Source organism: Streptococcus pseudoporcinus LQ 940-04 (assembly GCF_000188035.1).
Lineage (GTDB): Bacteria > Bacillota > Bacilli > Lactobacillales > Streptococcaceae > Streptococcus > Streptococcus pseudoporcinus.
Window position 1 is genome coordinate 1,654,221 of the sequence record NZ_AEUY02000005.1, and the last position, 23,721, is coordinate 1,677,941.

22 protein-coding genes and 1 pseudogene are annotated in these 23,721 nt (G+C 39.4%); 2 read left to right on the top strand and 21 right to left on the bottom strand.

Translation table 11 applies throughout. The features are described from left to right. Positions 1 to 5: 5 nt before the first annotated feature. Positions 6 to 1,217 carry a phosphopentomutase gene (locus STRPS_RS09490; RefSeq protein WP_007893268.1) on the bottom strand — a complete coding sequence of 404 codons (1,212 nt, stop codon included), beginning with the start codon at positions 1,215 to 1,217 and terminating at the stop codon, positions 6 to 8. A 63-nt stretch (positions 1,218 to 1,280) separates the two neighbouring features. After that, entirely contained in the window at positions 1,281 to 1,964 is a 684-nt protein-coding gene (rpiA, locus tag STRPS_RS09495) for a ribose-5-phosphate isomerase RpiA (protein ID WP_007893131.1), read from the bottom strand. A gap of 162 nt (positions 1,965 to 2,126) precedes the next feature. On the opposite strand from rpiA, the gene mnmE reads away from it, so the two are divergent. After that, positions 2,127 to 3,503 carry a tRNA uridine-5-carboxymethylaminomethyl(34) synthesis GTPase MnmE gene (mnmE, locus tag STRPS_RS09500; protein ID WP_007893085.1) on the top strand — a complete coding sequence of 459 codons (1,377 nt, stop codon included), beginning with the start codon at positions 2,127 to 2,129 and terminating at the stop codon, positions 3,501 to 3,503. Positions 3,504 to 3,688: 185 nt separating this feature from the next. Here mnmE and pepV read toward each other — a convergent pair whose 3' ends face one another. Both pepV and STRPS_RS09510 read right to left on the bottom strand, forming a co-directional pair. Continuing rightward, on the bottom strand, positions 3,689 to 5,092 hold the full coding sequence (gene pepV / locus STRPS_RS09505) for a dipeptidase PepV (protein ID WP_007893170.1): 1,404 nt from the start codon (positions 5,090 to 5,092) through the stop codon (positions 3,689 to 3,691). A 122-nt stretch (positions 5,093 to 5,214) separates the two neighbouring features. Then, positions 5,215 to 5,817 carry a nitroreductase family protein gene (locus tag STRPS_RS09510; RefSeq protein ID WP_007893191.1) on the bottom strand — a complete coding sequence of 201 codons (603 nt, stop codon included), beginning with the start codon at positions 5,815 to 5,817 and terminating at the stop codon, positions 5,215 to 5,217. A gap of 163 nt (positions 5,818 to 5,980) precedes the next feature. Here STRPS_RS09510 and spxB point away from each other — a divergent pair, with 163 nt between their 5' ends. After that, positions 5,981 to 7,726, top strand: a complete 1,746-nt coding sequence (gene spxB, locus STRPS_RS09515; protein ID WP_007893399.1) for a pyruvate oxidase — start codon at positions 5,981 to 5,983, stop codon at positions 7,724 to 7,726. A 64-nt stretch (positions 7,727 to 7,790) separates the two neighbouring features. Here spxB and uvrC read toward each other — a convergent pair whose 3' ends face one another. The 17 genes and pseudogenes from uvrC to msrB all read right to left on the bottom strand — a co-directional run bounded on the left by uvrC (position 7,791) and on the right by msrB (position 23,640). Then, positions 7,791 to 9,563 (bottom strand): excinuclease ABC subunit UvrC, encoded by a 1,773-nt coding sequence (gene uvrC, locus STRPS_RS09520; protein ID WP_007893077.1) that lies wholly within the window; start codon positions 9,561 to 9,563, stop codon positions 7,791 to 7,793. Between the two features lie 352 nt (positions 9,564 to 9,915). Beyond that, positions 9,916 to 11,289, bottom strand: a complete 1,374-nt coding sequence (locus STRPS_RS09525) for an NAD-dependent succinate-semialdehyde dehydrogenase (protein ID WP_007893188.1) — start codon at positions 11,287 to 11,289, stop codon at positions 9,916 to 9,918. A 178-nt stretch (positions 11,290 to 11,467) separates the two neighbouring features. After that, positions 11,468 to 12,166: a pyrimidine 5'-nucleotidase PynA gene (pynA, locus tag STRPS_RS09530; protein ID WP_007893071.1), complete on the bottom strand. Its 699-nt coding sequence runs from the start codon at positions 12,164 to 12,166 to the stop codon at positions 11,468 to 11,470. A 182-nt stretch (positions 12,167 to 12,348) separates the two neighbouring features. Further along, on the bottom strand, positions 12,349 to 12,747 hold the full coding sequence (locus tag STRPS_RS09535; RefSeq protein WP_007893256.1) for a DoxX family protein: 399 nt from the start codon (positions 12,745 to 12,747) through the stop codon (positions 12,349 to 12,351). Between the two features lie 191 nt (positions 12,748 to 12,938). Continuing rightward, positions 12,939 to 13,556, bottom strand: coding sequence for a transporter associated domain-containing protein (locus tag STRPS_RS09540; protein WP_007893032.1), 618 nt, complete (start codon positions 13,554 to 13,556; stop codon positions 12,939 to 12,941). A 75-nt stretch (positions 13,557 to 13,631) separates the two neighbouring features. Beyond that, the gene (locus STRPS_RS09545) at positions 13,632 to 14,816 is read right to left on the bottom strand and encodes an alpha/beta hydrolase fold domain-containing protein (RefSeq protein WP_007893101.1); all 1,185 of its coding nucleotides are present in this window, start codon (positions 14,814 to 14,816) and stop codon (positions 13,632 to 13,634) included. A 138-nt stretch (positions 14,817 to 14,954) separates the two neighbouring features. Continuing rightward, entirely contained in the window at positions 14,955 to 15,974 is a 1,020-nt protein-coding gene (locus STRPS_RS09550; RefSeq protein WP_007893146.1) for a YeiH family protein, read from the bottom strand. A gap of 89 nt (positions 15,975 to 16,063) precedes the next feature. After that, positions 16,064 to 17,050 (bottom strand): aldo/keto reductase, encoded by a 987-nt coding sequence (locus tag STRPS_RS09555; protein WP_007893153.1) that lies wholly within the window; start codon positions 17,048 to 17,050, stop codon positions 16,064 to 16,066. An 86-nt stretch (positions 17,051 to 17,136) separates the two neighbouring features. Beyond that, positions 17,137 to 17,379: pseudogene (locus tag STRPS_RS10505) on the bottom strand (carboxymuconolactone decarboxylase family protein); the annotation flags it as partial. Between the two features lie 22 nt (positions 17,380 to 17,401). Then, positions 17,402 to 17,833, bottom strand: coding sequence for a cupin domain-containing protein (locus tag STRPS_RS09565; protein WP_007893300.1), 432 nt, complete (start codon positions 17,831 to 17,833; stop codon positions 17,402 to 17,404). Positions 17,834 to 17,835: 2 nt separating this feature from the next. Next, positions 17,836 to 18,231, bottom strand: a complete 396-nt coding sequence (nmlR, locus tag STRPS_RS09570; protein WP_007893318.1) for a stress response transcriptional regulator NmlR — start codon at positions 18,229 to 18,231, stop codon at positions 17,836 to 17,838. 11 nt (positions 18,232 to 18,242) lie between these two features. Then, a complete protein-coding gene (locus STRPS_RS09575) occupies positions 18,243 to 19,283 on the bottom strand; it encodes a zinc-dependent alcohol dehydrogenase family protein (RefSeq protein WP_007893179.1) in 1,041 nt (346 codons plus the stop codon). Between the two features lie 618 nt (positions 19,284 to 19,901). Next, positions 19,902 to 20,756 (bottom strand): aldo/keto reductase, encoded by an 855-nt coding sequence (locus STRPS_RS09580; protein WP_007893236.1) that lies wholly within the window; start codon positions 20,754 to 20,756, stop codon positions 19,902 to 19,904. A gap of 106 nt (positions 20,757 to 20,862) precedes the next feature. After that, complete coding sequence (locus STRPS_RS09585; RefSeq protein WP_007893361.1) at positions 20,863 to 22,026, bottom strand: Mbeg1-like protein; 1,164 nt, start codon at positions 22,024 to 22,026, stop codon at positions 20,863 to 20,865. Between the two features lie 70 nt (positions 22,027 to 22,096). Next, positions 22,097 to 22,489, bottom strand: coding sequence for a GNAT family N-acetyltransferase (locus tag STRPS_RS09590; protein ID WP_007893124.1), 393 nt, complete (start codon positions 22,487 to 22,489; stop codon positions 22,097 to 22,099). A gap of 48 nt (positions 22,490 to 22,537) precedes the next feature. Next, positions 22,538 to 23,191 (bottom strand): HD domain-containing protein, encoded by a 654-nt coding sequence (locus STRPS_RS09595; RefSeq protein WP_007893326.1) that lies wholly within the window; start codon positions 23,189 to 23,191, stop codon positions 22,538 to 22,540. Beyond that, entirely contained in the window at positions 23,188 to 23,640 is a 453-nt protein-coding gene (gene msrB / locus STRPS_RS09600; RefSeq protein ID WP_007893094.1) for a peptide-methionine (R)-S-oxide reductase MsrB, read from the bottom strand. The genes STRPS_RS09595 and msrB overlap by 4 nt, the downstream gene beginning before the upstream one ends. Between the last annotated feature and the right edge of the window lie 81 nt (positions 23,641 to 23,721).

Here is a 23,721-nt window from a genome sequence, read left to right on the forward strand (position 1 = left end):
GCTGATTAAACTAGGTCTGATAGGAATGATTGACCTATCATAGCTGTCTCAACACCAAAGTTTTCAGCAATGGTAGCTGAAATGTCCGCAAAGTGTCCTTGAGGGATTACTCCACTTTCTTTAAATGATGGAGAGTAAGCCAATAAAGGAATATACTCGCGTGTATGATCTGTACCCACATAAGTTGGGTCATTACCATGGTCTGCTGTAATCAACAGAAGATCATCTTCTTTCATGTGTTCCATGATTTCTGGTAAACGCTTATCAAATTCCTGTAGACAATCACGATAACCGGCTGTATCACGACGATGGCCGTACATAGCATCAAAGTCAACAAGGTTAGTAAAGGACACGCCTTTTTCAAACTCAGGTAATTGTAATGTCTTGACTAGTGTGTCTACACCATGACTGTTTGATTTATTATGGCCCATATCGTTGGTAATGCCAGAACCGTTGAAAATGTCGTTAATTTTACCAACTGCATAGGTTGAAATACCAGCATTAGCTAAGTTATTAAGAACTGTATCTTGGAAAGGCGATACCGCATAATCATGACGATTTGCAGTTCGTGTGAAGTGACCCGGTTCCCCAACATAAGGGCGAGCAATAATACGACCTAACAGTGCTGGGCGCTCTAAAGTAATTGAACGAGCATATTCACAGATTTTATATAATTCTTCAAGTGGAATAATATCTTCATGTGCCGCAATCTGTAAAACAGGGTCAGCTGAAGTATAGATAATCAATTCCCCAGTTTCCATCTGACGAGGACCAAAATCATCAATAACTGCTGTTCCAGAATAAGGTTTATTAGCTTCGCGAATAACTTTACGGCCAGAAAACTCTTCGATTTTGGTTAAAATTTCTTCAGGGAAGCCATTCCAAAACGTATCAAAAGGTTCTGTAATATTCAAGCCCATAATTTCCCAGTGGCCTGTCATAGTGTCTTTACCTAATGATACTTCTTCCAACTTGGTAACATAACCAATTGGATCTTCTTCTTTGGCAACCGTTTTTAATGGAGTCTCACGAGGAATATTCCCTAAGCCTATTTTAGCCATGTGGGGTACATCTAAACCGACTTTTTCTGAAATGTGGCCTAAAGTATCAGATGAGCTATCTGCAATACCAGCATTAAAGAACTTGTCAGAATCAGGAGCTGCTCCAACTCCGACGGAATCAAGTACAACTAAATGAATACGATTAAATTTGGACATTTTGTCTCCATTCTATGGGAGGTTACGGTTGGCTCCCAAAAACCTATAAAATGATGAACGAATTTAATTTTTAGCAGGTGCTTCAAGAACTTGAACACCCTCTTTACCAGCAACAATGACTTTGTTAACCATACCGTTAAACAAGCCGTGTTCCACAACACCTACAGTAGCATCAAGTATCTCAGCAAATGCAACAGGATTCTTAAGGCACTTCATGTCTAAATCAATAATGTAGTTTTGCATATCTGTCACTAGTTTTTGACCATCTTTCATACGAAAAGACGGACAGTAACCAGCTTTTTCGAAAACACGACAAAGACGTTCTGAACCGTATTGAACCACCTCAACCGGAACTTTGAAAGCTCCCAAATTCTCAACCATTTTTGATTCATCAACAACCCAGATATAATCTTTTGTTGGGGTAGCAACAATTTTTTCCATTAATAAGGCAGCACCGCCACCCTTAATCCCATTAAAGTCCTTGTCAACCTCGTCAGCACCGTCAACAGTAAGATCTATGACATCAATCTCATCAACTGATTTTAAAGGAATTCCTAGTTCTTGTGCTTGTTTAGTGGTCCTACTAGAAGTAGTCACACCAACAATCTGTAAACCCTCCTCCTTAACCCGACGTCCCACTTCTTCAACAAAGTAATAAGCCGTCGAACCAGTCCCCAAACCGACTGTCATACCGTCTTTGACATATTGCGCAGCAGTAACACCGGCAATTTTCTTAAGTGCTTCCATGATTCCTCCTGAATAGTTTTGCATGTTGGAATTACATTATACCATGAAAGCGCCAACTTGTTAATGAGATTCCCATTTTTTTCATCATTTTTAAATAGCAGAGCAGACAACAGATTGAACCAAAGCCTTGCTTTCTAAACTGACTTATTCTAAAATAAAGGAATGAGTATAACTAAAGAATTTGACACAATTACAGCCATTTCAACCCCACTTGGTGAGGGTGCAATTGGCATTGTTCGCTTATCTGGAACAGATGCCCTCAAGATTGCTAACACAGTCTTCAAAGGCAAAAACTTACATGAGGTTGCTTCCCATACCATCAACTATGGTCACATTATTAATCCAGACAATCAAGAAATCCTTGACGAAGTCATGGTAACTGTTATGTTAGCCCCTAAAACCTTTACCAGAGAAAATGTGATTGAAATCAATACCCACGGGGGCATTGCTGTAACCAATGAAATTTTACAACTTTTAATCAAGCAGGGTGCACGTATGGCGGAGCCAGGCGAATTTACAAAAAGAGCCTTTTTGAACGGTCGTGTTGATTTAACACAGGCCGAGGCTGTTATGGACATCATTCGCGCAAAAACGGATAAAGCCATGAACATTGCTGTTAAACAGCTTGACGGCTCCCTATCACAGCTGATTAACAATACCCGACAAGAAATCCTTAATACCCTGGCTCAAGTTGAAGTTAATATTGATTACCCTGAGTATGATGATGTTGAAGAAATGACAACAGCACTGTTACGTGAAAAAACACAACAATTTCAAGCCTTACTTGAGAATTTACTGCGCACAGCAAAGCGTGGCAAAATCTTACGAGAAGGCCTCTCAACAGCTATCATTGGCCGTCCTAATGTTGGGAAATCGAGCCTTTTAAACAACTTATTACGTGAAGATAAAGCCATTGTTACCGACATCGCCGGTACTACACGGGATGTGATTGAGGAATATGTCAATATTAAAGGTGTCCCCCTAAAACTCATTGATACTGCCGGAATCCGTGAAACAGATGATTTAGTGGAAAAAATTGGTGTCGAGCGTTCTAAAAAGGTTCTAAAGGAGGCTGACTTAGTTCTCTTAGTTCTCAATGCTTCAGAACCATTGACCACTCAAGATCGGCTGCTACTGGAATTAAGCCAAGAAACCAATCGCCTTATCTTACTTAACAAGACCGATTTACCAGAAAAAATTGAAACGGACCAGTTACCTTCAGACCTTGTCCCTATATCAGTCCTTCAAAATAAAAATATCGATATGATTGAAGATCGTATCAATCAACTCTTCTTTGATAATGCTGGTTTAGTCGAACAAGATGCCACCTATCTCTCTAATGCCCGCCATATTTCACTCATTGAGCAAGCTCTTCAAAGCTTACAAGCCGTCAATGATGGCCTTGAAATGGACATGCCCGTGGACCTCTTGCAAGTAGATCTTACCAGAACATGGGAAATCCTGGGAGAAATTACGGGCGATGCCGCACCGGACGAACTCATCACCCAGCTATTCAGTCAATTCTGCTTAGGAAAATAAAGCCTTGAAGGTATCCCTAAAACAAAGGCTACTCTAGGGCAAAAGGTAAGCCATTTTCACACTAATAACCTTGATGCGCACCCGCATAGCAGGTGGTTTGGTGGTTTATTATTTCACACCTTCGGAGGGAAACAGACTAAAAGCTACATATAATAATAAAAGGAGCCTTGATGAGGCTCCTTTTATTATTTAATCAACTCATAGATAGCTTCCGCATAGATAGCAGCTGATCTATAGATATTCTCTAATGGCATATACTCATTAGCCTGATGCATCGTGTTTTCATCACCAGGGAACATGGCTCCAAATGCTACGCCACGTTTAAGGAGACGTCCAAATGTTCCACCACCAATAACCTGTTCATAGCCTTCAAGTCCTGTTTGTTTTTCATAAACCTTAAGAAGTGTAGCAACTAATTCATCATCCATTGGCACGTAATGTGGCACATGTTCATGGCTAGATAGAGTCACTTCTTTGATTCCTTTAAGTTGTTCAAGTCCAACTTTGAGTACTTGAGCATCAATTCCTTTTGGATAACGGAAATTTAAGGCAATAGTGTTATCCTCTGAAGTCTTATCAAAATTAAAGACACCAGCATTCATACTTAAAGGCCCCATTTTATCATCTGTGTAAGCAAGACCAAGTTTTTTAGCATCAAAATCTTCGTGTAATGTTATACCAGCAATGCGTAAGAAAGCTTCCGCAGGGCCTTCAAATGAAAACTGACTCAAGAATTTAGCTAAAAGCGTTGCCCCATTAATCCCTGACTCAGGTGTAGAACCATGGGCTGACTTGCCAATAATTGTTACTTCTACTTCTTGACCATGGTCTTTAAGGTCACCTGTTACTTGATGGTCGGCTAAAAATTGTTCAAATGCTGCCGACAAGACATTAAAAGGATGAGCTGATTCTATTAAAGCGGTAGCTGACTCTGGAACCATATTTTCACGTAGGCCGCCTTTAAAACGGTTCAAGACAAAGGCACCGCTATTTTCCCCACCAAAATGAAGGTATTCAGTGATATTTCCTTTTTCACCGTTGATGATGGGAAACTCAGCATCAGGTGAGAAGCCAAAATCTGGGTCCTTCAAGCCATTATGGGCAAAATAGTAATCCATGTCACCCCAACCGGATTCTTCGTCTGTTCCAACAACGAAACGAACCTTTTTAGAAACTGGTAAACCTAGCTCTTTAATAATTTTTAAGGCATAATAACAAGCCAAGGTTGGTCCCTTATCATCTGATGACCCACGCGCATAAAGTTTATTATCTTTAATAACAGGTTCATAAGGATCTGTATCCCAACCGCTACCAGCAGGGACAACATCTAAATGTCCAAAAATACCGAGAACCTCTTCACCTTCTCCAAATTCGAAATCACCAGCATAGTTATCAATGTTACGTGTTTTGTAACCATCACGTTCAGCCATAGCTAAAAAATGCTCTAATGCTCGAACAGGGCCTGGTCCAAATGGGTGTTTGTCGTCAGCTAAGGAATCGTCACGTTCTGAATTAATCCGAAGTAACTGAATTAAATCTTCAAGCATTGCTTCTTTACGACTCTCAACTTCAGCTTTAAAATCAATCATCAATTAGTCTCCTTTATTTCTAAAAAAGTGGATAAGGTGTATTGCCATCAGACAACTTCCTTATCTTACTTAGTCAATTATTATTGCTATTATAACACGTTTGAACAGAATTTTCTTACCCCTTAACGGCGCTCAATTAATTCGTCGACCGGTAAACGATAGCTAGGTTCAACCACATCATCAGTGTAACCAACTGTAATCAAAATTTCTGGACGGAAACGCTTATCAATATCTAATATGTCATTTGTTTTTGTCTTATCGAAACCTAGAATCATATTGGAAGCAATATGTTGATCAGTTAAAGCTAAGACTAAATTCATAGCAACCAAACCAGAATTAAATGCTAAGTATTCTGCTCTTTTAAGATCATCAAATTTAGCATAACGTGGTGGTAAGGTTTCCATATAATAACCAATTAAGTCATCAGGTAGTGATTTGACACCTACCCTTGCTATCTTGCGTGATCTTTGAATCAAATCAGTATCTGAGAAGAGTGCCACAACATACTGGGCTTGTTCAACCTGTACTTTATTACCAAGAACCATATCCTTAGCTAGGTCAGCTTTTTTATCTTTAACAACAACAAACTTCCAAGGTTGAATATTATTAGCGCTAGGCGCCAAGGTAGCAATCTCAATGGCAGTTCGTAAATCCTTGTAGTCAACGGGTTTATCGTTAAAAGATTTTACAGCATGTCGTTTTTTGTTTAATTCGAGAAATTTCATAGAAAAAATTCCAATCTGTTTAAAGTATTTTCACACTTTATTCTATCATATTTTAGATTATTTGACCCTTAAAAAGTCACTTATTACTAATTAGTTCTTTTCGTTTACTAAATCCATTTTTAAATTTTAAACTGTAACTATAAAAGATAAGGAGGAAAAAACAATGTCTAAGATAAATGCATCAGATGCCATGATTAAGGTCATTGAAGAATGGGGTGTCAAAACCATATATGGTTTACCTAGTGGTTCTTTTGATTTCACTATGAATGTCTTACATAATCGCCAAGACACTATCAGATTTGTCCAAGTTCGTCATGAGGAAGCCGGTGCTTTGGCTGCGGTTGGTGAAGCAAAAGTTACAGGTAAGATTGCTGTTACCTTTGGTTCTGCTGGCCCAGGAGCTGTACACCTCCTGAACGGTTTATATGATGCAAAGCATGACGGCCTGCCTCTACTTGCATTGATTGGACAAGTTCCTACTTCCAATATGAATAAGTCATACTTCCAAGAGTTAAATGAAAACCCAATCTTTGAAGATGTAGCTGTTTATAATCGAACAGTCATGACTGCCGAGCAAATGCCCTATGTGGTCGATGAAGCAATCCGCCAAGCTTATGCCCATAAAGGGGTAGCCCTTGTTACTATTCCTAAGGATTTAGGTTGGCAAGAAATTGAAGATAAGTATACTAGCACAGCCAGCCACTACCAAAAACCAATCCTTCCTGAGCCAAGTCCTTCTTTAGTTGAAAAAGCGCTAGCCATTTTACAAGAGGCAAAACGTCCCTTGATATATATAGGTCTTGGAACTAAGGGAGCGCGTCAAGATATCATGGCTCTTGCAAAACAATTAAAGGCGCCTATCCTAAGTTCAGCTCCTGCAAAAGGTATTATCCCAGATAACTTTGATTTATATATGGGTTCTGCAGGTAGAGTAGCTACAAAACCAGGTGTCGAAATGCTACAAGAAGCTGATACAATTATCACATTCGGGACAGATATGCCATTCCAAGGGCTATTTACGCAGGAAAAAGCCAAATACATACAGGTAGACATTGATGGTACCAAATTTGGTCGTCGTCATCATGTTGACCTGGCTATTTTAGCAGACGCTAAGAAAACCATAAAGGCCCTTCTGGAAAAAGGAGAAGACTTACCTATTACAGACTGGTATCAGGTCGCTATTTCAAATAAAAAAAATTGGGAACAGTGGGTAAAATCCTTTGAAGCGGACACACAAGAACCCCTACGTGTTGAACCAGTCTTTAAAGCCATCAACGACTTGGCAACTAAAGATGCTATTTTCCAAATAGATGTCGGTAATGTTACCATTGATGCTGTAAGGTACTTAAAAATGAATGATCAACAAGCATTCACAACCAGTGGTTGGTATGCAACTATGGGCTACGCACTGCCTGCAGCCATTGGTGCCCAAGCAGCTTTTCCAAACCGGCAAGTCTGGTCAATCTCCGGCGATGGCGGTTGGACAATGAATATGCAAGATATTGCCACAGCCGTTAAATATAAGCTGCCAATCATTAACGTTATTTTAACCAATGAAAGTCTAGGCTTCATAGAAGCTGAACAAGATGATATGCCTCAGCCACATTCTGGCATTGACCTCATTGACATCAATTTTGGTGAGGCTGCAACCGCTATGGGAGCCAAAGGCTTTGAAGTACGAACCCGTGATGATTTAGAAACTGCCTTTAAGGAGGCCAGTCAAACAGACGGCCCTATCGTTATAGATGTTAAAATCGCAAATGAACGACCACTTCCTGTTGAACAATTAAAGCTAGACCCTAACACCTTTAGCCCAGAAACAATTAAAAGCTTTACCGAAACCTATAAGGCTCAAGGCTTAAAACCCTTCTCTCAACTTCTCAAAGAAGTTCAAGAAAGTCAAAAATAGTCTTTTTAAAGTAAGATAAAAGAACCTCTACTTATTCTATTGTAAGTAGAGGTTTTTTGTAAGGCTAACTATTAAAAGATGCCAGCAATGTTTGGGCGACTTTTTGGGGAATGCCCAAGGAGGTAATATCATCTAGACTGGCTTGACGAATAGCTGTTAGACTCTTAAAATGTTTCAAAAGTACTTGCTTACGCTTTGGACCAAGACCGCCTATCCCATCCAATTTTGAAGAGAATGAATTCTTACTTCGAACCTGACGGTGGAAGGTAATAGCAAAGCGGTGAACCTCATCTTGAATCCGATGAAGCAAGAAAAAGACCTCTGAATTTCTAGGAAGATCAATGACAGCTAATGGGTCTCCAAAAAGCAATTCCTGCGTCTGATGCTTATCATTTTTTTGCAAGCCGGCAATCGGAATGGAAAGACCGAGCTGACCATGGACCACCTCTTTTGCAATATTAACCTGACCAGGACCACCATCAATGATAATCAAATCAGGTGCGATAAGGTCATCTTTTAAAACACGACTATAACGCCTGTAGATTACCTCGCGCATACTGGCATAGTCATCTGGACCATGGACTGTTTTAATCTTAAACTTACGGTAATCTTTCTTACTAGCCTTACCATCAACAAAAACCACCATAGCAGCAACAGGACTTGTTCCTTGAATATTGGAGTTATCAAAAGCTTCAATTCTTTCAGGACGAGCTATCCCCATTAGTTGTCCAAGGCTTTCAATAGCTCCCTGTGTTTTCTTCAAATCTTTCTCTAAAAGGTCAAATTTTTGTTGCAAACTAACACGGGCATTTTTTGTTGCCAAGGCAACCAGTTGCTTCTTCTCACCCTTTTGGGGTTTGATGACTTTAGTAGGAACAATTGCTTCAACCAATTCTTGATCCACCTCAGCAGGAATAAAGATTTCTCTTGGGATAAAGTGCCTTTTATCCTGATAAAATTGACCTATATAAGTCAAAAAATCATCTTCTGCTTCATTATAGTAAGGAAACATATTCACGTCCCGCTGTATGAGTTTTCCCTGACGAACAAAAAAAACTTGCACGCACATCCAACCTTTGTCCACATAGTAACCAAAGATATCCCGATCTTTTAGGTCCTTACTCATTATTCGTTGTTTAGTTCGGAGCTTAGCTATCCCAGAAATTAAATCACGAAATTCCGCCGCCCGTTCAAATTCCATATTTTCAGCAGCTAGAGTCATTTTTTCTTTTAGATTATCAACAATTTTATCATCTTTACCGTTTAAAAAAAGCTTAACATCTTCAACCAATCCATCCCAGTAAGCTTTGTCAGTATGACAAATCGTATGAGCCTTACATTGCCCCAAATGGTAGTAAAAACAAACTTTATTGACTGGATTTGTGCATTTTTTAAAAGGGAAAATACGATCAAGTAACTTTTTAACTTCATTAGCTGTATAAGAATCTGGATAGGGACCAAAATAAAGGCCATCATTCTTTTTAATTTGGCGCGTAATCAGTAAACGTGGAAACAGCTCATTCGTGATTTTGATGAAAGGATAGGATTTATCGTCCTTGAGTTTAATGTTATACTTGGGCATATTTTTCTGGATCAGATTAATTTCCAAAAGTAGGGCCTCAGTATTTGACCCCGTCACGATAAACTCAAAATCAGCAATCTCTGACACCAACATCTCCGTTTTAGTGTCATGACTCCCTCTGAAATAAGAGCGAACACGATTTCGCAGATTTTTGGCTTTCCCAACATAAATAATAGTGCCATTCTTATCTTTATGTAAATAGCAACCAGGATTGTCTGGTAGCAATTCTAATTTGTGTTTGATCAGTTCATTCATGTCCTTATTTTACCAAATTTTTAAACTTTTGCCCCAAAAAAAAGCTGACCTTATCAGCTCTTATAAATCCGCAGGAAGCTACCTTAAGTATCTGTAACCTTTTTCATCACTGCCATCACACCACAATCACTACTACTCGACGTGATAAGGATTGCTACTTCCCTAACTTTCTTAGCCACATTTAAGGTGGGAATTACCAGCCATAGCCAACATTTCCTAATCCTTCTGATTATTTAAGAATATTCCAGACATATCAATAGCAAAGACTTTGAGGCCAAGAGTAACTCCTTTTCTTAAAAAAAGAAGGCTTAAAAGTTTCCCTCTAAGCCTTCAGTTATTTTAGTCAACCCTCTTATTTTTTTGGTGTGTAGATTAGGTGTTCGTTGACAAATGCGTTAAAACCTAGTTCACTCAACTCACGGCCGTAACCTGAATTTTTAATACCACCAAATGGCAGTTCTGGAAGTGAAGCCCAGCCTGAATTGATGAAGGACATACCAGTTTCAATTTTAGCGGCTACCGCTTCTGCATGTTCTTTATTGCTACTGAAGATTGTTCCACCAAGACCATAATTAGAATCATTTGCCACTTCAATGGCTTCTTCTTCTGAAGCCACTTTATAGATTTGGCCAACTGGTCCAAAGATCTCTTGATAGTAGATTGGATTATCTTTTGTCAAACCAGCAATAATTGTTGGCATGACAAAGTTACCTGGATGGTCAATAGCATCGCCACCGTAAACCAATTCCGCCCCATTGTCAACCGCTAACTTGATTTGTTTTAAAACATCTTCTTTAGCTTGAGCTGATGACAATGGTGCCAAGCTTGTTTCTGGGTCCATTGGGTCACCCCATTTAGCTGTTTTGAAAACCTTAGTCAACAATTCTTTGAAACGGTCATAGTCTTTTTCAAGGACAATAAAGCGTTTTGAAGAGGTACATACTTGACCAGCATTATATAAACGTGAGAAGAAAAGCACTTTTTCTAATTCATCCCAATCAGCATCATCAAGAACAATAAAGGCATCATCGCCCCCTAGTTCAAGGGTTGTTTTCTTCAAGTTTTTACCTGCTTCTTCCGCAATAGACGCACCACCACGTTCAGAGCCGGTTAAGCAGACCCCGACAATACGTTTATCAGCAATAATTGTTGAAACTTGATCATAAGAGACAAAGAGGTTAGTGAAAGCCCCCTTTTCAGCTCCCGCTTCACTAACTAACTCTTCAAAAGATTGAGCTGACCAAGGACAGATTGAAGCATGTTTTAAGACCATTGGATTACCAACGATAAAGTTTGGCGCAAAGACACGCATGATTTGATAATATGGAAAGTTCCACGGTTCAACCGCAAGCACAACACCTGTAGCTTGTTTGATGTAGTAGGCTTCGCCACTATCAGTAGCAAGTGGTGTTGCTTCTAAAAAGTGATCAGCATTATCAGCGTAGTAATCGGCAATATCGGCACAAAGCTCAATTTCACCTTGAGCTTCGGTGAAAAGTTTTCCCATATCTTTGGTCAAGATTTCCGCATACTTGTCCCGATCACGTCGTAAGATACTTGCAACTTGATGCAATTGCTCCTTACGTTCTTCTAAATGGTCATTCTGACGCCATTCCTTGTAAAGCTTGTGGGCTCTTTCAAGCACCTCTTCTAATTGTGCATCGCTAGTGTTCTCATATTCTTTAAGAACTTCATTTGTAAAAGGGTAAATTGTTTTATAAGCCATAATAAGCCTCCTTTTGTTATTAATTAAAGTCTATCAGAAAATGATACCGATTTCAAAAATACGCTATGGAAATCTAATAATTTCTAAAACATTTTAAACTTATCAAAAAAGGACTTAGCACTAAGCCCTATTGGACTAGGAAAGTCAGGACAAATATGCTAGTAATCCCTTAAAACAACTAGGTTTCATTTAAATGAAGAATGGCTAGGAGCTCTTGATAATGACTAACTTGATAGGTGGCTTGAACAGAACTTTGATTGTCTAAGCATTTGGGATTGTACCAAACCGTATCAATACCAGCATTGATCCCCCCTTGAATATCAGCAGTCAGACTATCGCCAATCATTAAAGCTTCTGCTGGATTAAAATTAGGAATTTGATCACCTATCCAGTCATAAAAAGCTTTATCAGGCTTTTGGCTGCCAGAGGATTCCGAAACAAAAACCTTTTCAAAAAATACTGCTAAACCTGATTTTTCTAAACGGCTAGTCTGAACCTGACTAAGCCCGTTGGTCGCTGCATAAATAGCAAAACCAGCTGCCTTCAAGGTCTCCAATAAGGCTTTAGCCCCAGGATAACTTTGTCCCTGGTTTTTAAGATGTGCCTGATACCTTTCTGCCAGATAAACACCATCAACAGTATGACCAAAATGCTCAAATAATTTGGTGAACCGGGTATTAACCAGCTCTTTTTTACTTAATAGTTTAAGCTCTAGGCCTCTCCACATTGCTTTGTTCATGGGACTATAATAATCTTTATAGGCTTGAATATCTGTTACTTTACATTCTTTTAACAAGGCAGTTAGTGCCATATCTTCTGCCTTATCAAAGTCCAGTAAGGTGTGATCAAGGTCAAATAATAAAAATTGGTATGTCATTGAAATCCTTTCAAAAGTAATCAAGAGAAATTTTAACCATTATAACACAAAAAAATAGTGAGAGAAAAACGACTAGCTTCTATTATCTCCTATTTGTCTAGCAATACTTAGCCTTCTTGCTATAACGGCTTATGTTCAACTACTGAAGACTTAAAAAAGAGCCTTTTACAGGCTCTTTCCTCTTATAGTGACTTGTTTTTTGACAAGAAGTTATCGAGACCTAATACACCACTTCCTGTGAAAACAAAAAGCAAGAAAACAAAGGCATACAAAGCTGCTAATTCGCCTTTATTGACTGAAGGCAAGAAAATATTTCCCGCTAAGCCATGAAACATGACGTATGCAACTGCCATTTGTCCAGAGAGTATAAAAGAAGCTAACCGTGTTCCAAGTCCAATCATTATCAATAAGCCTGCAAGCAATTCAATAAGGCCACCAATTCCCATTAAAGATGCTAAAGGAACCTTACCACCAAAAAGTCCAAAAACTTTATCTAAGCCATGGAACATTATCATATAACCTGCTACAATCCTCAATAATGAGATGGCATAGGGTTGCAAATAAGTCAATTTTTCTTTCATAAATAACTCCTCCTAAAGCTTGCTAGTTTATCACTAACTATTAATACTTTAGAAACCAGTTTACCTGATTTTAGGACAAGTTGTAAGTCTTATCATGAATTTTTCAGAAATCTTTAAATTATCACTTCTTTCTTATTCCCCAGCTTGATTCTTGAAAATAAAGAAGCAGCTCAGTTAAACTAAGCCACTTTTTAATAATCATATTTAATAATTTCAACCCGACTTATCACATCACCATGCATTTTATCAACTCTTAAAGCAAGGTTTTCCAAATAAACAACTGATCCAACCGAAACCGTCTTATGGTCAGCTTTTAAGTGACGCATGATCAAACTAGCTAGGGTATCTTCTTTTTCGCCTTGAATATGAGTTCGTGCCAGGATATTAACCATTTTCAACTTATAACTACCACGAACCACCATATGAGTCGCATTGTCCATTTTGACAAAGAGATACCTACGAATAGCAAACAAAACAGCTACAGCTATAATACCAAAGAGAAAGTTTAACATGTTAGGATGGTCAACAATCAACTGACGGGTTAAGGCAAACAAAAGGACTTCAATTACTGTTTTGGGACTAGGGTTTGAAATCATCTTTATCAACTCAATGCCAACTGCTAGTGCCATAGCTCTAGCCAGAACAAGATCAAATAATTCTAAATCATCTATACTACTAGACATAAAACCAGTCATATCTTGCAAAAGTGCAAAGGCAAAGAAAGCCATAGCAAGCATCAAGATGAAGGACAAAATCATCTCTAAATAGTCTGAAACTTCTTTTTCAAATTCTTGTAAATATTTTCTCACGAAATCTCCTTTTAATACTGATAAGTGACCCTGATTATACTATTAGTCTAACATAATTAACCTTTAGAAAATAGTTTACTGCTTATGCCCACCTGCCTTTTCAGGATAGGTTTTAAACCAGTCTTTACTTAGGTTTAAATAAGCCTGACTCCCCAGATTACCATTAATCCGATCATAGGCATGATTTGTAAAAGGAATGATAACCAGTTTATTTGGAATCTTCTTTTTTGTCAGAACTTGGGCCAAATGGTAGGTAGGCTCCTGAGGAACCAAGGTATCACGCTGTCCTGCCATTAACAAGGTTGGCGGACTTTGGGGTGAAATGGCATTTTTAGGCGTCAGTTGAGCATATTTATGAGGCAACTGATCCGGACGTCCTCCTAGATAGGACACAACCATATACTTGGCAATATCTCCCTTAACCAGGTCACTATTCTCATAAAAAGCTTTGGGACTGGCAACAGGATAGGACACCGCCACCGCAGTTATTTTGGGTAGTCTAGTACCGTCTGCCCATTTATAAACACCGCTATTAATTTTATAAGAAAGTTCAAGAGCTAAATTACCACCAGCTGAAACTCCCGTCGTGTAAAGACGTTCAGTCGAACCCCCATAATTTTCAATGTTGTTGGCAATCCAGGCAAAACCTTTGGTTAATTGTTTTTCTGTGCTATCAGATAGGTGACGCTCTTTATTAGAAAGGTTATAGTCTAAACTAACCACTACGTAATTGTCTCTGGCAAAACTTTTCCAATAGTAAGAATGAGAAGAGCGATGCCCTGCAATCCAACCTCCCCCATGAATATAGACAAGAACAGGCTTATTTTTTACATTATTTTCCTTATAATAGACGTTTAATTTGACATCTCCTAATTCCGAGCTACTATAAGTCTTAACATCTACAGAAATACCTGAAGTATCTTCTACCTGATAGGATTTTAAAAAAGAAATCCCACCACCTAACTGATTAACATGGGTCTGAATCATGAGAATGATATAAATGCCCATCATTAAACTCAGAGAAGCAATAATGGCATTAACAAGAGGCCACTTACTCTTCTTATGGCTTAATGACACATAAAGACTAATCAAGCATAAGATAAATAAGAGAGGAAGCCAGATGCGAACATAGGGCACCGTGTAATGGTTAGCAATGGAACCAAGGTAAGGAATGGGAAACAAAGTTGCTAGATTAAAAATAAAAACCGTAAAGACAATGATTTCTAAACTAAAAAAAACCACCTTTTTAAGCACAGCCATAGTCCCACCACCTTCGTACAAAATCTTTCTATTATTAATAGACTATCAAAAGTTCAGAGGTCCTGCAAGTCCTAGCTTTATCCCCCAAAATAAGACTAGAAAACAAAAAACTAGCCATTCTCCAATGACTAGTTAGACCTACCAAACCCCTAATAAAACTTGCATCAGAAGGCTCACAAAAGTAATTGCACCCCAACAACAAGCCCCTAGGATAATAGCTTTTCCACCACTTTTAACTAATGTCACTAAATTGGTATTGAGACCAATAGCCACCATAGCCATGACAATAAAAAATTTTGAGAGTATTTTTAAGCTTTCAAATAAAGCTAGGTCCATTCCCAAAGCTGAAATCATGGTTGTGATTAAGGACGCCACTAAAAAGAAAAGAATGAAGGTCGGAAAGGCTTTCTTCCAATTAAAATCTTTTTGAGCAGGTGACTCTTTCTCTTTTCTGACTTTATAAGAGGCTAATCCTAAGGTGATAGGAATAATAGCTAGCGTCCGTGTTAATTTAACAATGGTGGCCTCGTCCAGAGTATTAGCCTGGTGCAAAGCATCCCAAGAAGCTGCAGTTGCTGTGACTGACGATGTATCATTAACAGCTGTACCCGCAAAAAGAGCAAAGCCATGGTTAGACAAACCTAATAGTTGACCCAAACTCGGAAAGAGAAGAGCGGCAATAATATTAAAAAGAAAAATGACAGAGATGGCCTTAGCAATCTCATCATCTTTAGCACCTATGACAGGTGCCGTTGCCGCAATAGCTGAACCACCACAAATAGAGGAACCCACTCCAACTAAAGTTGCCGTGTGGGCATCAATTCGTAAGGCCTTTTGCAGGAAAAAAGCGACAAGTAAAGCTGTCACGATTGTTGATACAATGATAGGTAAAGAAGAAAGACCAACTGCTACAACTTGTGTCAGATTAAGACCAAAGCCTAAAAGAACCACTGCTACTTGTAAGATATACTTGGAAGTAAAGGCTATCCCATCTTGGCCTCTATCACGACGGTGGTAAAAGAAAGCAAGAAGCATACCTAATAGGATCCCAAAAACAGGACCGCCGATAATAGGCACAGCCTGACCTAAGAACCAGGCTGGAATAGCAATCATCAAACAAATGAGAACACCTGGAACCTTCTTCTGGATTAATAACATATCGTCTCCTTTTCTGCAGACTATTATAAAACTTTTAAGAAAGTTTGTAAATTGTAAAAAGCCTTGCATGTCTACAAGGCCAATGGTGATTAGAGCGCGCCAACAATTTGATGAGGTAAGTATTTCTCATCCAGAAGTTTCATCTCCTCTGCCGTCAATACTAGCTTAAAAGCTCCCATAAAATCATCCAAATACTTTTCTTTAGTGACACCAACAATAGGAGAGTGAATGCCTTTTTGCCAAAGCCATGCCAATGCAACCTGAGCTCGACTACATCCACGCGCTTCAGCCACTTGAGCAACCCGATTCACGATTTCCTTATCCTGCTCCTGTGTTTTATCATATTTTGACATCGCCGTCTGATCCGTTTTACTCCTAGCAGTGTCCGCATCCCAATCACGGACAAGGCGCCCAGCAGCCAAAGGACTATAAGGTACCAAGGCTACACCCGAATCCTGACAATAGGGTATCATCTCACGTTCATCTTCACGATATAGCATATTGTAATGGTTCTGCATCACAGAGAACTTGGTCCAGCCATTTTTTTCAGCTATATTTTGGGCTTTTTGGAATTGCCAAGCATACATAGCAGATGCCCCCAGATAATGAACTTTCCCAGCCCTAACCAAATCATTCAAGGCCGACATGGTCTCTTCAATAGGTGTATTATAGTCCCACCGATGGATGTAGAGCAAATCAATATAATCTGTCCCTAAACGTTCTAGACTAGCATTGACCTGATTAAAGATAGCTTTACGAGACAAACCCTTGGTATTACGGCCTTCATGCTGGCCATCACCAAAAAAGAGCTTTGTCGCAATAATGACTTCCTCACGATCAGCAAAATCTCTAATCGCACGTCCCAAATATTCCTCACTGGTTCCTGCAGCATAGGTATTTGCTGTATCAAAGAAATTGATACCTATATCCAAAGCTTTCTTAATAATCTTGCGGCTGGCCTCTTCATCTAATAACCAGCCTGAATGAAAGCCTTTACTAGCATCTCCAAAACTCATACAGCCTAAGCACAATTTTGATACTTCTAAACCTGTTTGGCCTAATGTCATATAATCCACTGGCAAACCTCCTCTAAAAAGATATGATAATAATCTCTAAAAACTGATCCTTCTGACCAAATAGCCTTAGCCCGCTTAAAAGCAGACTAAGTTTTTGGCCAGCCAACATAAAAAGCAATGTGGGTCCTAATTTCTAACATTTCTTCCTTTGTAACAGCGTTAGCTTTAGCACCTTGCAAATGCTGATCTGACTGTTACACATGCCCACCAGAAATGAGAGCCGATACACTTACAATAGAAGGCATTTTAGCTGATAGTCGCTCTTCACATGACCAGATTTGGCCAAATAAGATATGGTCACTACATTCCGCAAACTTAGAGGCAAATTCACCCTGGACGTCACGGCTCTAGTCACTTTTTCTGCCATTGGAAACCTTCTTTTGAGTGTTCAACACTTTGGTATTGCTGATCTGTGACTTCTTCATAAAACTGACTCTCCCCTGAGGTAATAGCAATGTGGGAAAACCAAGAGTCTTTACTTGTGCCATGCCAGTGTTTAACCTCTTTATCAGTAACCACCACATCTCCTGCTTTCAAAGAGCGTGCTTCTTTACCTTCTTCTTGATACCAACCTTGACCTTCTGTTACCAGCAAGATTTGGAAGCCATCTAAATGAACATGCCAGTTATTACGACAGCCTGGCTCAAACGTCACCTTACCTACTGAGACTTTTCCATCAGGAGACTTGGCTAATCTATTGAGAAAAGAGTGACCAATGAAAAACTGTCCAAAAGGATTTTTCTGGCCTATAGCAAAGTGCCCATTTTTCACTTCTTCGTCCATACCTATCCCTCACTTTCGTCCTTGTCAAACAATTCATGTTCCCTTGGGACCACCTTATTATGATAGTTTTCGATTTTATGATTAAGTCGATCCAAAGCCTTTTGCAAAGTATCTATACGACCTTCTAAAGCTTCTTTTTCCTCTTGTAAAATACTAAGGCGTGCTTCAATAGTGGCATCACCTTGCTCTACCAAACTAATATAATTAATTAAACTTTCAACAGAAACACCTGCACCGCGAAAGAAACGGACAAACTCTAAAACATTGACATCGTGTTCTGAAAAGTTCCGAATACCCGACTCACTACGAGCTACTGCGGGAATGAGTCCAATTCGTTCATAATATCGAATGGTATCAGCCGAAACACCAGTTAAGTTACTTACTTTTTTGATATGCATCCTCATCTCCCTTACTGATTAACAATTAGCAATGATTTAATGGCCTCACGGTGATCCATGGCCTCGTAGGCAGCTTGAATATCATCTAAGCTAAAGCTTTTAGTGAACACTTTACCTGGATTAATCTTTCCTGTTAAGACAGCTTCAAGCAGAACTTCTTTATCCCATCTTGTTACAGAAGCTATACCACCACGCAAGCCAACATTCTTCCAGAAAAGGTTATTGGTATTCATGACCTCTTTTTGTGGAACGCCGACACGACCAACAATAGCACCTGGACGCCCTAATTGGATGGCCGTTTCAATCGATAATTCTGTGCCAACACATTCCAAAATAGCATCTGCACCCTCACCATGTGTCAGAGCCATAAGTTTTTCTATGGCTTCTTCACCACGTTCAGCAATAATATCAGTCGCACCAAAGTCTAAGGCTAAAGCTTGACGATCTTTATGGCGACTCATAACAATGAGTCGTTTTGCTCCCAAAAGCTTAGCACCAATAACCCCACAAAGGCCAACCGCACCGTCACCCATAACTACTACAGTATCACCTTCTTTAACCTCCGCCGTTACTGCGGCATGATACCCAGTAGCCATGACATCTGATAGGGTTAATAAGGAATTGAGTTGCTCTTCAGAATAGTCTGATGGCTGGCCAGGAATTTTAACCAAAGCCCAATCAGCATTCGTGTAGCGAAGGTATTCGGCCTGATAACCATTATTTTTCCCAGGCACATGGTTGGTACAATTGCCATCAAAACCGGCTTTACAAGCAGCACATTGTCCACAACCATGAGTGAAAGGAACAATGACAAAATCGCCACTAGCAACATGTGTAACCTCAGACCCAACTTCTTCCACAATCCCAATAGCCTCATGGCCTGCATAAGTCCCTGATTCACGAGCTGAAATACCCCGATACCACCATAAATCCGAGCCACAGACACAAGCTCTGACAATTTTAATAATAGCATCACTGCCTGCCTCAATGCTTGGCTTCTCACGCTCAGTAATAATCATCTTACCGGGCTTAATAAAGGTTGCTGCTTTCATATGCTTACCTCGTTTCTCTTTCTTTCATTATGAACCTTAGAGTCAACTTCAAGTCAAGAGAAAATACTCATTTAAACTAATATGTCACCATTTTTTAGACTAATCTCTATTTCTAAAACCTGGTATCATCAGTCTATACTATTTCTAGCAACTACCATCATCACCACTATGATAACTTATCCTTATATAAAAGACTATCTAAAACAATAGCATGCCGCCGTCACCTCTTTTGCTAACCAACTGTTTTCATTGAAGTCGCAGATGATAATCTTCTTATCCCATTGATCAGCTAATGAATAGCCCCTAACTTTTCCAGTGAACACAAGCTGGACTCTCATTGACACTCTATAGAAGCTGCTTACATGGCCATAGCTAGTTGCTGTCGTTTTAACTAGCCATTTAGTAGTCTCAATGGCTTTATCTCCGACAATAATTTTCTAGCCAAAGTTAATTTTTCTAGCCTAGCCCTTAACATTTGACTTCTACCAGTCATCAAGATCACTTTTATCTTCTACAAGGCCTCATTTGCCTCCTTGATACTTCCATTCTATTCCTTGTAGTGGACTCTAAGTCAAGAGGAAAAATAAAAAGAAATAAAGCCTTCATCTTCATTTCTTCCTATTTGCCACTAAAAACTGGGAAAGTAGAATAGTTTCCGTAATCAGTAAATTGAAGCTTGTTCAGTAATGCCATATCATGTCGCGAAATGTTAAAGTCAAGCATCATATTGCTTAAGAGGTGCTCTGGATTCTCTGTTTTGGGCAAGGCAACCATGCCAAGTTGATGAACATATTTAATACACAAGGAAGCCGGAGAAACAGCATATTTTTTCGCCAATTCTTGGATTGTCTTATCTTTTAGAACCTGACCGTGAGCAATGGGTGAATAAGCCTCTAAAAGAATCCCCTCCCTTTGACAGTATTCAATTAAGTCAAAGGGAACGTTACCGACATGTGTTAAAATCTGGTTAACCGCTGGTTTTACCTGACCATTCTTCAAAATATTTTCAATATCTTCTCTTAAAAAATTAGACAGACCGATGGACTTAACTTTACCTGCTTTTTGGGCATCTTCTAAAGCTCGCCAAGCTTCTAAATTTCCCTGATCATAATCATTAGTCTTATCCCGCCATTTATTCCAAGGCTGTGGGCTATGGATAAGCATTAAATCAATATCATTGAGGCCTAGTTTATTTAAGGAAGCATCAATAGATGCAGTGACTGCTTGGTAGCTTTTAAGTTCAGCAGCCACTTTAGAGGTTAGAAAAATCTCTTCTCGAGGAAGGCCTGATAGAAATAGTCCCTTACCGACGCCAACTTCGTTGCCATAAGCTTGAGCGGTATCAATATGACGATATCCCAGTTTCAGAGCTTGTGATACAAGAACTTCCGCCTTTTCATCACTTATCAACCATGTTCCAACACCCAAACTTGGAATACGATTACCATCACTCATTTTAAACGTTTCAATCATCCTACTGCCTCCATTCTTTCCCTTATTATAGCATTGACCCCAGGATCCAGGTCAAGCAGAAAACATAGGAGTGAAAAAAGCTGCTATAATCTCTCTTACAACAGTTTTATCTGTGTTCTTTTTTTAAGAAATGGCCCATACGTTTTTCTATCTTTTTAGTTACTGCTCTTTTACGGTAACCAGTATAATCATGGATAAGCTGGCGAATTGATTTGAGCATGATCATTTTTTTAGCTTGATCAATGGAGCGCAAAGAACTGATAACTTTAAAAAAGGTAGCAAATGCTTTTTCATCAAAAGAGAAAGCATTTAAACTCGTGATTCCACTGGAAATCAGTGTGTCAAAAAAACTATCACAAACCAGTTTCAAGTCTTGTTTTGATAGTTGCTTAGTCCAGTCTTTAAAGGTTTTCTCTAAACTAAGGCTTAGTTCTGTTTGACTTGGAACAGTAACCAAGCTCCCTTCTGGGTCTACCTGCCAGTTACAGGTTTTATGTTGTAAAAGGCCATAAGCTAAACTCTTAACAACTTTAGGTTTGACATCACAGTAGAGCATAACCCCAACTATGGATTCTTGTGGTCTTATAATGACTAGCCTACGACGGACTGCTTTATAAGCCTCCCTCTGTAAGAGTTTCTCTGGTAAGCCTGGCGAATCTAAGGCATAAATTTTTTTAATCTTTGCTTGAAAAGGAGGCAAAAGAAAACAGGAAGCATAAAGAGCTAAGTTTCCTCCCTTTGAGTGGCCGGTCACAAAAACCTCCTGAGAAGGGTGCGATCCAATGTAGGAACTAAGGTAGGAAATGGCAGAACGCTGAGCTGGAATTTCCGACATATAAGTAAGCTTGAAATCTTCTTTCCAGCCAATCACACTATCATCTGTTCCTCGAAAAACAATCTGAACATGATTAATACTAGGTATGGTAAAGACCATTGCAGCAAATTGTTTCTCAAATTCTCTATCAACCTCGTTAACGTAGTGGGATAAAGCCAAATCTTGAAAACGTTGAGAGCCTTGCATGGCCTCAAACAATTCTAACCTCTCCTTAGTAATCAAATAATTATAAATGGTCTTTTGACAGTCAAGAGAGGTAGCTTTTTTGATGTCTTTAATGCTTATCTCAGTCTTTTCATCAATCCTTATTCCTGCCAAATCATCAAAAGAAAGGTAGCCAATTTCATTAATCGCAATAATATCCAACTCATTCAAGGGCAAACTTTTAAATGATGCCTTGGACTGCTTAATAATATAATCCCTTAATACAGGCAAGCCTTCACCTTCTTCCTATTGAAATCATATTTTCTCTATTATTTAAGAAACCTGAGCTAAAAGAGTTCCCTTAAAGCATTTTTCCCATCTGAATTTGCTGAGGCCTGAAGCCAGCATTATCATAAAACTGATAGGCACCCTGACTGCGACCATAACTCTCAGCAAACTGTAACAGTTTTTGACCAATTCCTCGATGGCGACTTTCTTGCGCAACACACAAATCATCAATGTAGAGAGATGTCTTAGGATAAGGTCCATTCTTGTCACAGATTTTAAATTCTAAAAAGAGATGACCCAGTACTTTTCCATCTTCTTCATAAACAAAAATCGGCTTATCCAGATTTCCTAGACGCTCTACCAAATCTTCCAAACTAAATTTTAAGGATTCAGGCTTAAATAAGTCCGGTCGAACCTCATGGTGAACCTGTGAAATCTCACGTAAAAGCGCCTCAATAGCCGACAAGTCTTTTCTTTTTCTGCTAAAGGTATCATTTCTGTCCTTGCTAAATGGCTAGCGCAGCCCATCCCACTCAGCATAAAATTCTTCTAAGTACAATTCTAGAAACTGATGCCTTTGCTGAGCTAATTGACGGCCAAAGTCAGTATTCATGCTATCTTTAAGCAGTAATAATTTTTCATAAAAGTGCATAATGGCCGTGTCTTGACCATTGCGGTATTGCGCCACTGTGAGATGAGTGCGAGCTTGTCGCTCAGGGTCGTGGATCAACCTTCCTTTATAACCAGAATAAGCCATACAACGCGCGATCCCAATAGCCCCGATGGCATCCAGCCGGTCAGCATCTTGGACAATTCTAGCCGAAAGAGAGGCAAGTTTTTGACCCTTACCTGCTTTGAAAGAAATATGTCGTGTAATGTATAAAATTTCCGCAATGTCATCTGCACTAAGTTTTTTAGACAGTAAAAAGTCCGCCACTTCTTGATCTGCAGCTTGCGGGTCGGCAGTCAGTTTCTCATCGGCCATATCATGTAAAAGCGCAGCCATTTGACAAATAAAAGGGTCTGCCCCTTCAATCTCAGCTATCTTTTTAGTGCTATTAACCACGCGCACAATATGCCACCAATCATGACCACTGGCTTCGCCAGCAAGTTTTGCTTTGACCCATTCTGCTGTTTGAGCAAGGATGCTTGCTTGATTGGCCTTCATCTGTCTCTTCCTTCCTCATTTGTAAAGAGATCTAAGTACTGGGCATAGCCTTCTGCTTCCAGCTGATCATAAGGGATAAAGCGTAGTGCTGCTGAATTAATGCAGTATCGCAAGCCTCCTCTATCTTTAGGACCATCATTAAAAACATGTCCCAGATGAGACTGAGCCTTGCGGCTACGCACCTCAACCCGGTGCATGCCAAAAGAAGAGTCCTCGTGATTAGTAACAAGTCTATTCTCTACTGGTTTCGTAAATGCTGGCCAACCGCAACCTGATTGGTATTTATCCAGTGATGAGAAGAGAACCTCCCCACTGACCACATCAACGTAGATGCCCTTTTCAAAAAAGTTATCATACTGACCTGTAAAAGCTGGCTCTGTTGCTGCCTCTTGTGTCACCTCATAGGCTAGGTCACCAATGCGTTTGCGTAAAACTTCCTTGTCTTCCATGACTAATCTCCTTACTAGAATTGACGTTTTTATTATTGTAACAAATTCTCTTTTGATTGCCTTCACAAAAAACTTTTTGCC

Bases quoted from the DNA above. Each gene is read 5' to 3' on its own strand.
- STRPS_RS09490 (WP_007893268.1), bottom strand. From the start codon at position 1,217: ATGTCCAAATTTAATCGTATTCATTTAGTTGTACTTGATTCCGTCGGA.
- rpiA (WP_007893131.1), bottom strand. From the start codon at position 1,964: ATGGAAGCACTTAAGAAAATTGCCGGTGTTACTGCTGCGCAATATGTC.
- mnmE (WP_007893085.1), top strand. From the start codon at position 2,127: ATGAGTATAACTAAAGAATTTGACACAATTACAGCCATTTCAACCCCA.
- pepV (WP_007893170.1), bottom strand. From the start codon at position 5,092: ATGATTGATTTTAAAGCTGAAGTTGAGAGTCGTAAAGAAGCAATGCTT.
- STRPS_RS09510 (WP_007893191.1), bottom strand. From the start codon at position 5,817: ATGAAATTTCTCGAATTAAACAAAAAACGACATGCTGTAAAATCTTTT.
- spxB (WP_007893399.1), top strand. From the start codon at position 5,981: ATGTCTAAGATAAATGCATCAGATGCCATGATTAAGGTCATTGAAGAA.
- uvrC (WP_007893077.1), bottom strand. From the start codon at position 9,563: ATGAATGAACTGATCAAACACAAATTAGAATTGCTACCAGACAATCCT.
- STRPS_RS09525 (WP_007893188.1), bottom strand. From the start codon at position 11,289: ATGGCTTATAAAACAATTTACCCTTTTACAAATGAAGTTCTTAAAGAA.
- pynA (WP_007893071.1), bottom strand. From the start codon at position 12,166: ATGACATACCAATTTTTATTATTTGACCTTGATCACACCTTACTGGAC.
- STRPS_RS09535 (WP_007893256.1), bottom strand. From the start codon at position 12,747: ATGAAAGAAAAATTGACTTATTTGCAACCCTATGCCATCTCATTATTG.
- STRPS_RS09545 (WP_007893101.1), bottom strand. From the start codon at position 14,816: ATGGCTGTGCTTAAAAAGGTGGTTTTTTTTAGTTTAGAAATCATTGTC.
- STRPS_RS09550 (WP_007893146.1), bottom strand. From the start codon at position 15,974: ATGTTATTAATCCAGAAGAAGGTTCCAGGTGTTCTCATTTGTTTGATG.
- STRPS_RS09565 (WP_007893300.1), bottom strand. From the start codon at position 17,833: ATGGACGAAGAAGTGAAAAATGGGCACTTTGCTATAGGCCAGAAAAAT.
- nmlR (WP_007893318.1), bottom strand. From the start codon at position 18,231: ATGCATATCAAAAAAGTAAGTAACTTAACTGGTGTTTCGGCTGATACC.
- STRPS_RS09575 (WP_007893179.1), bottom strand. From the start codon at position 19,283: ATGAAAGCAGCAACCTTTATTAAGCCCGGTAAGATGATTATTACTGAG.
- STRPS_RS09580 (WP_007893236.1), bottom strand. From the start codon at position 20,756: ATGATTGAAACGTTTAAAATGAGTGATGGTAATCGTATTCCAAGTTTG.
- STRPS_RS09595 (WP_007893326.1), bottom strand. From the start codon at position 23,191: ATGAAGGCCAATCAAGCAAGCATCCTTGCTCAAACAGCAGAATGGGTC.
- msrB (WP_007893094.1), bottom strand. From the start codon at position 23,640: ATGGAAGACAAGGAAGTTTTACGCAAACGCATTGGTGACCTAGCCTAT.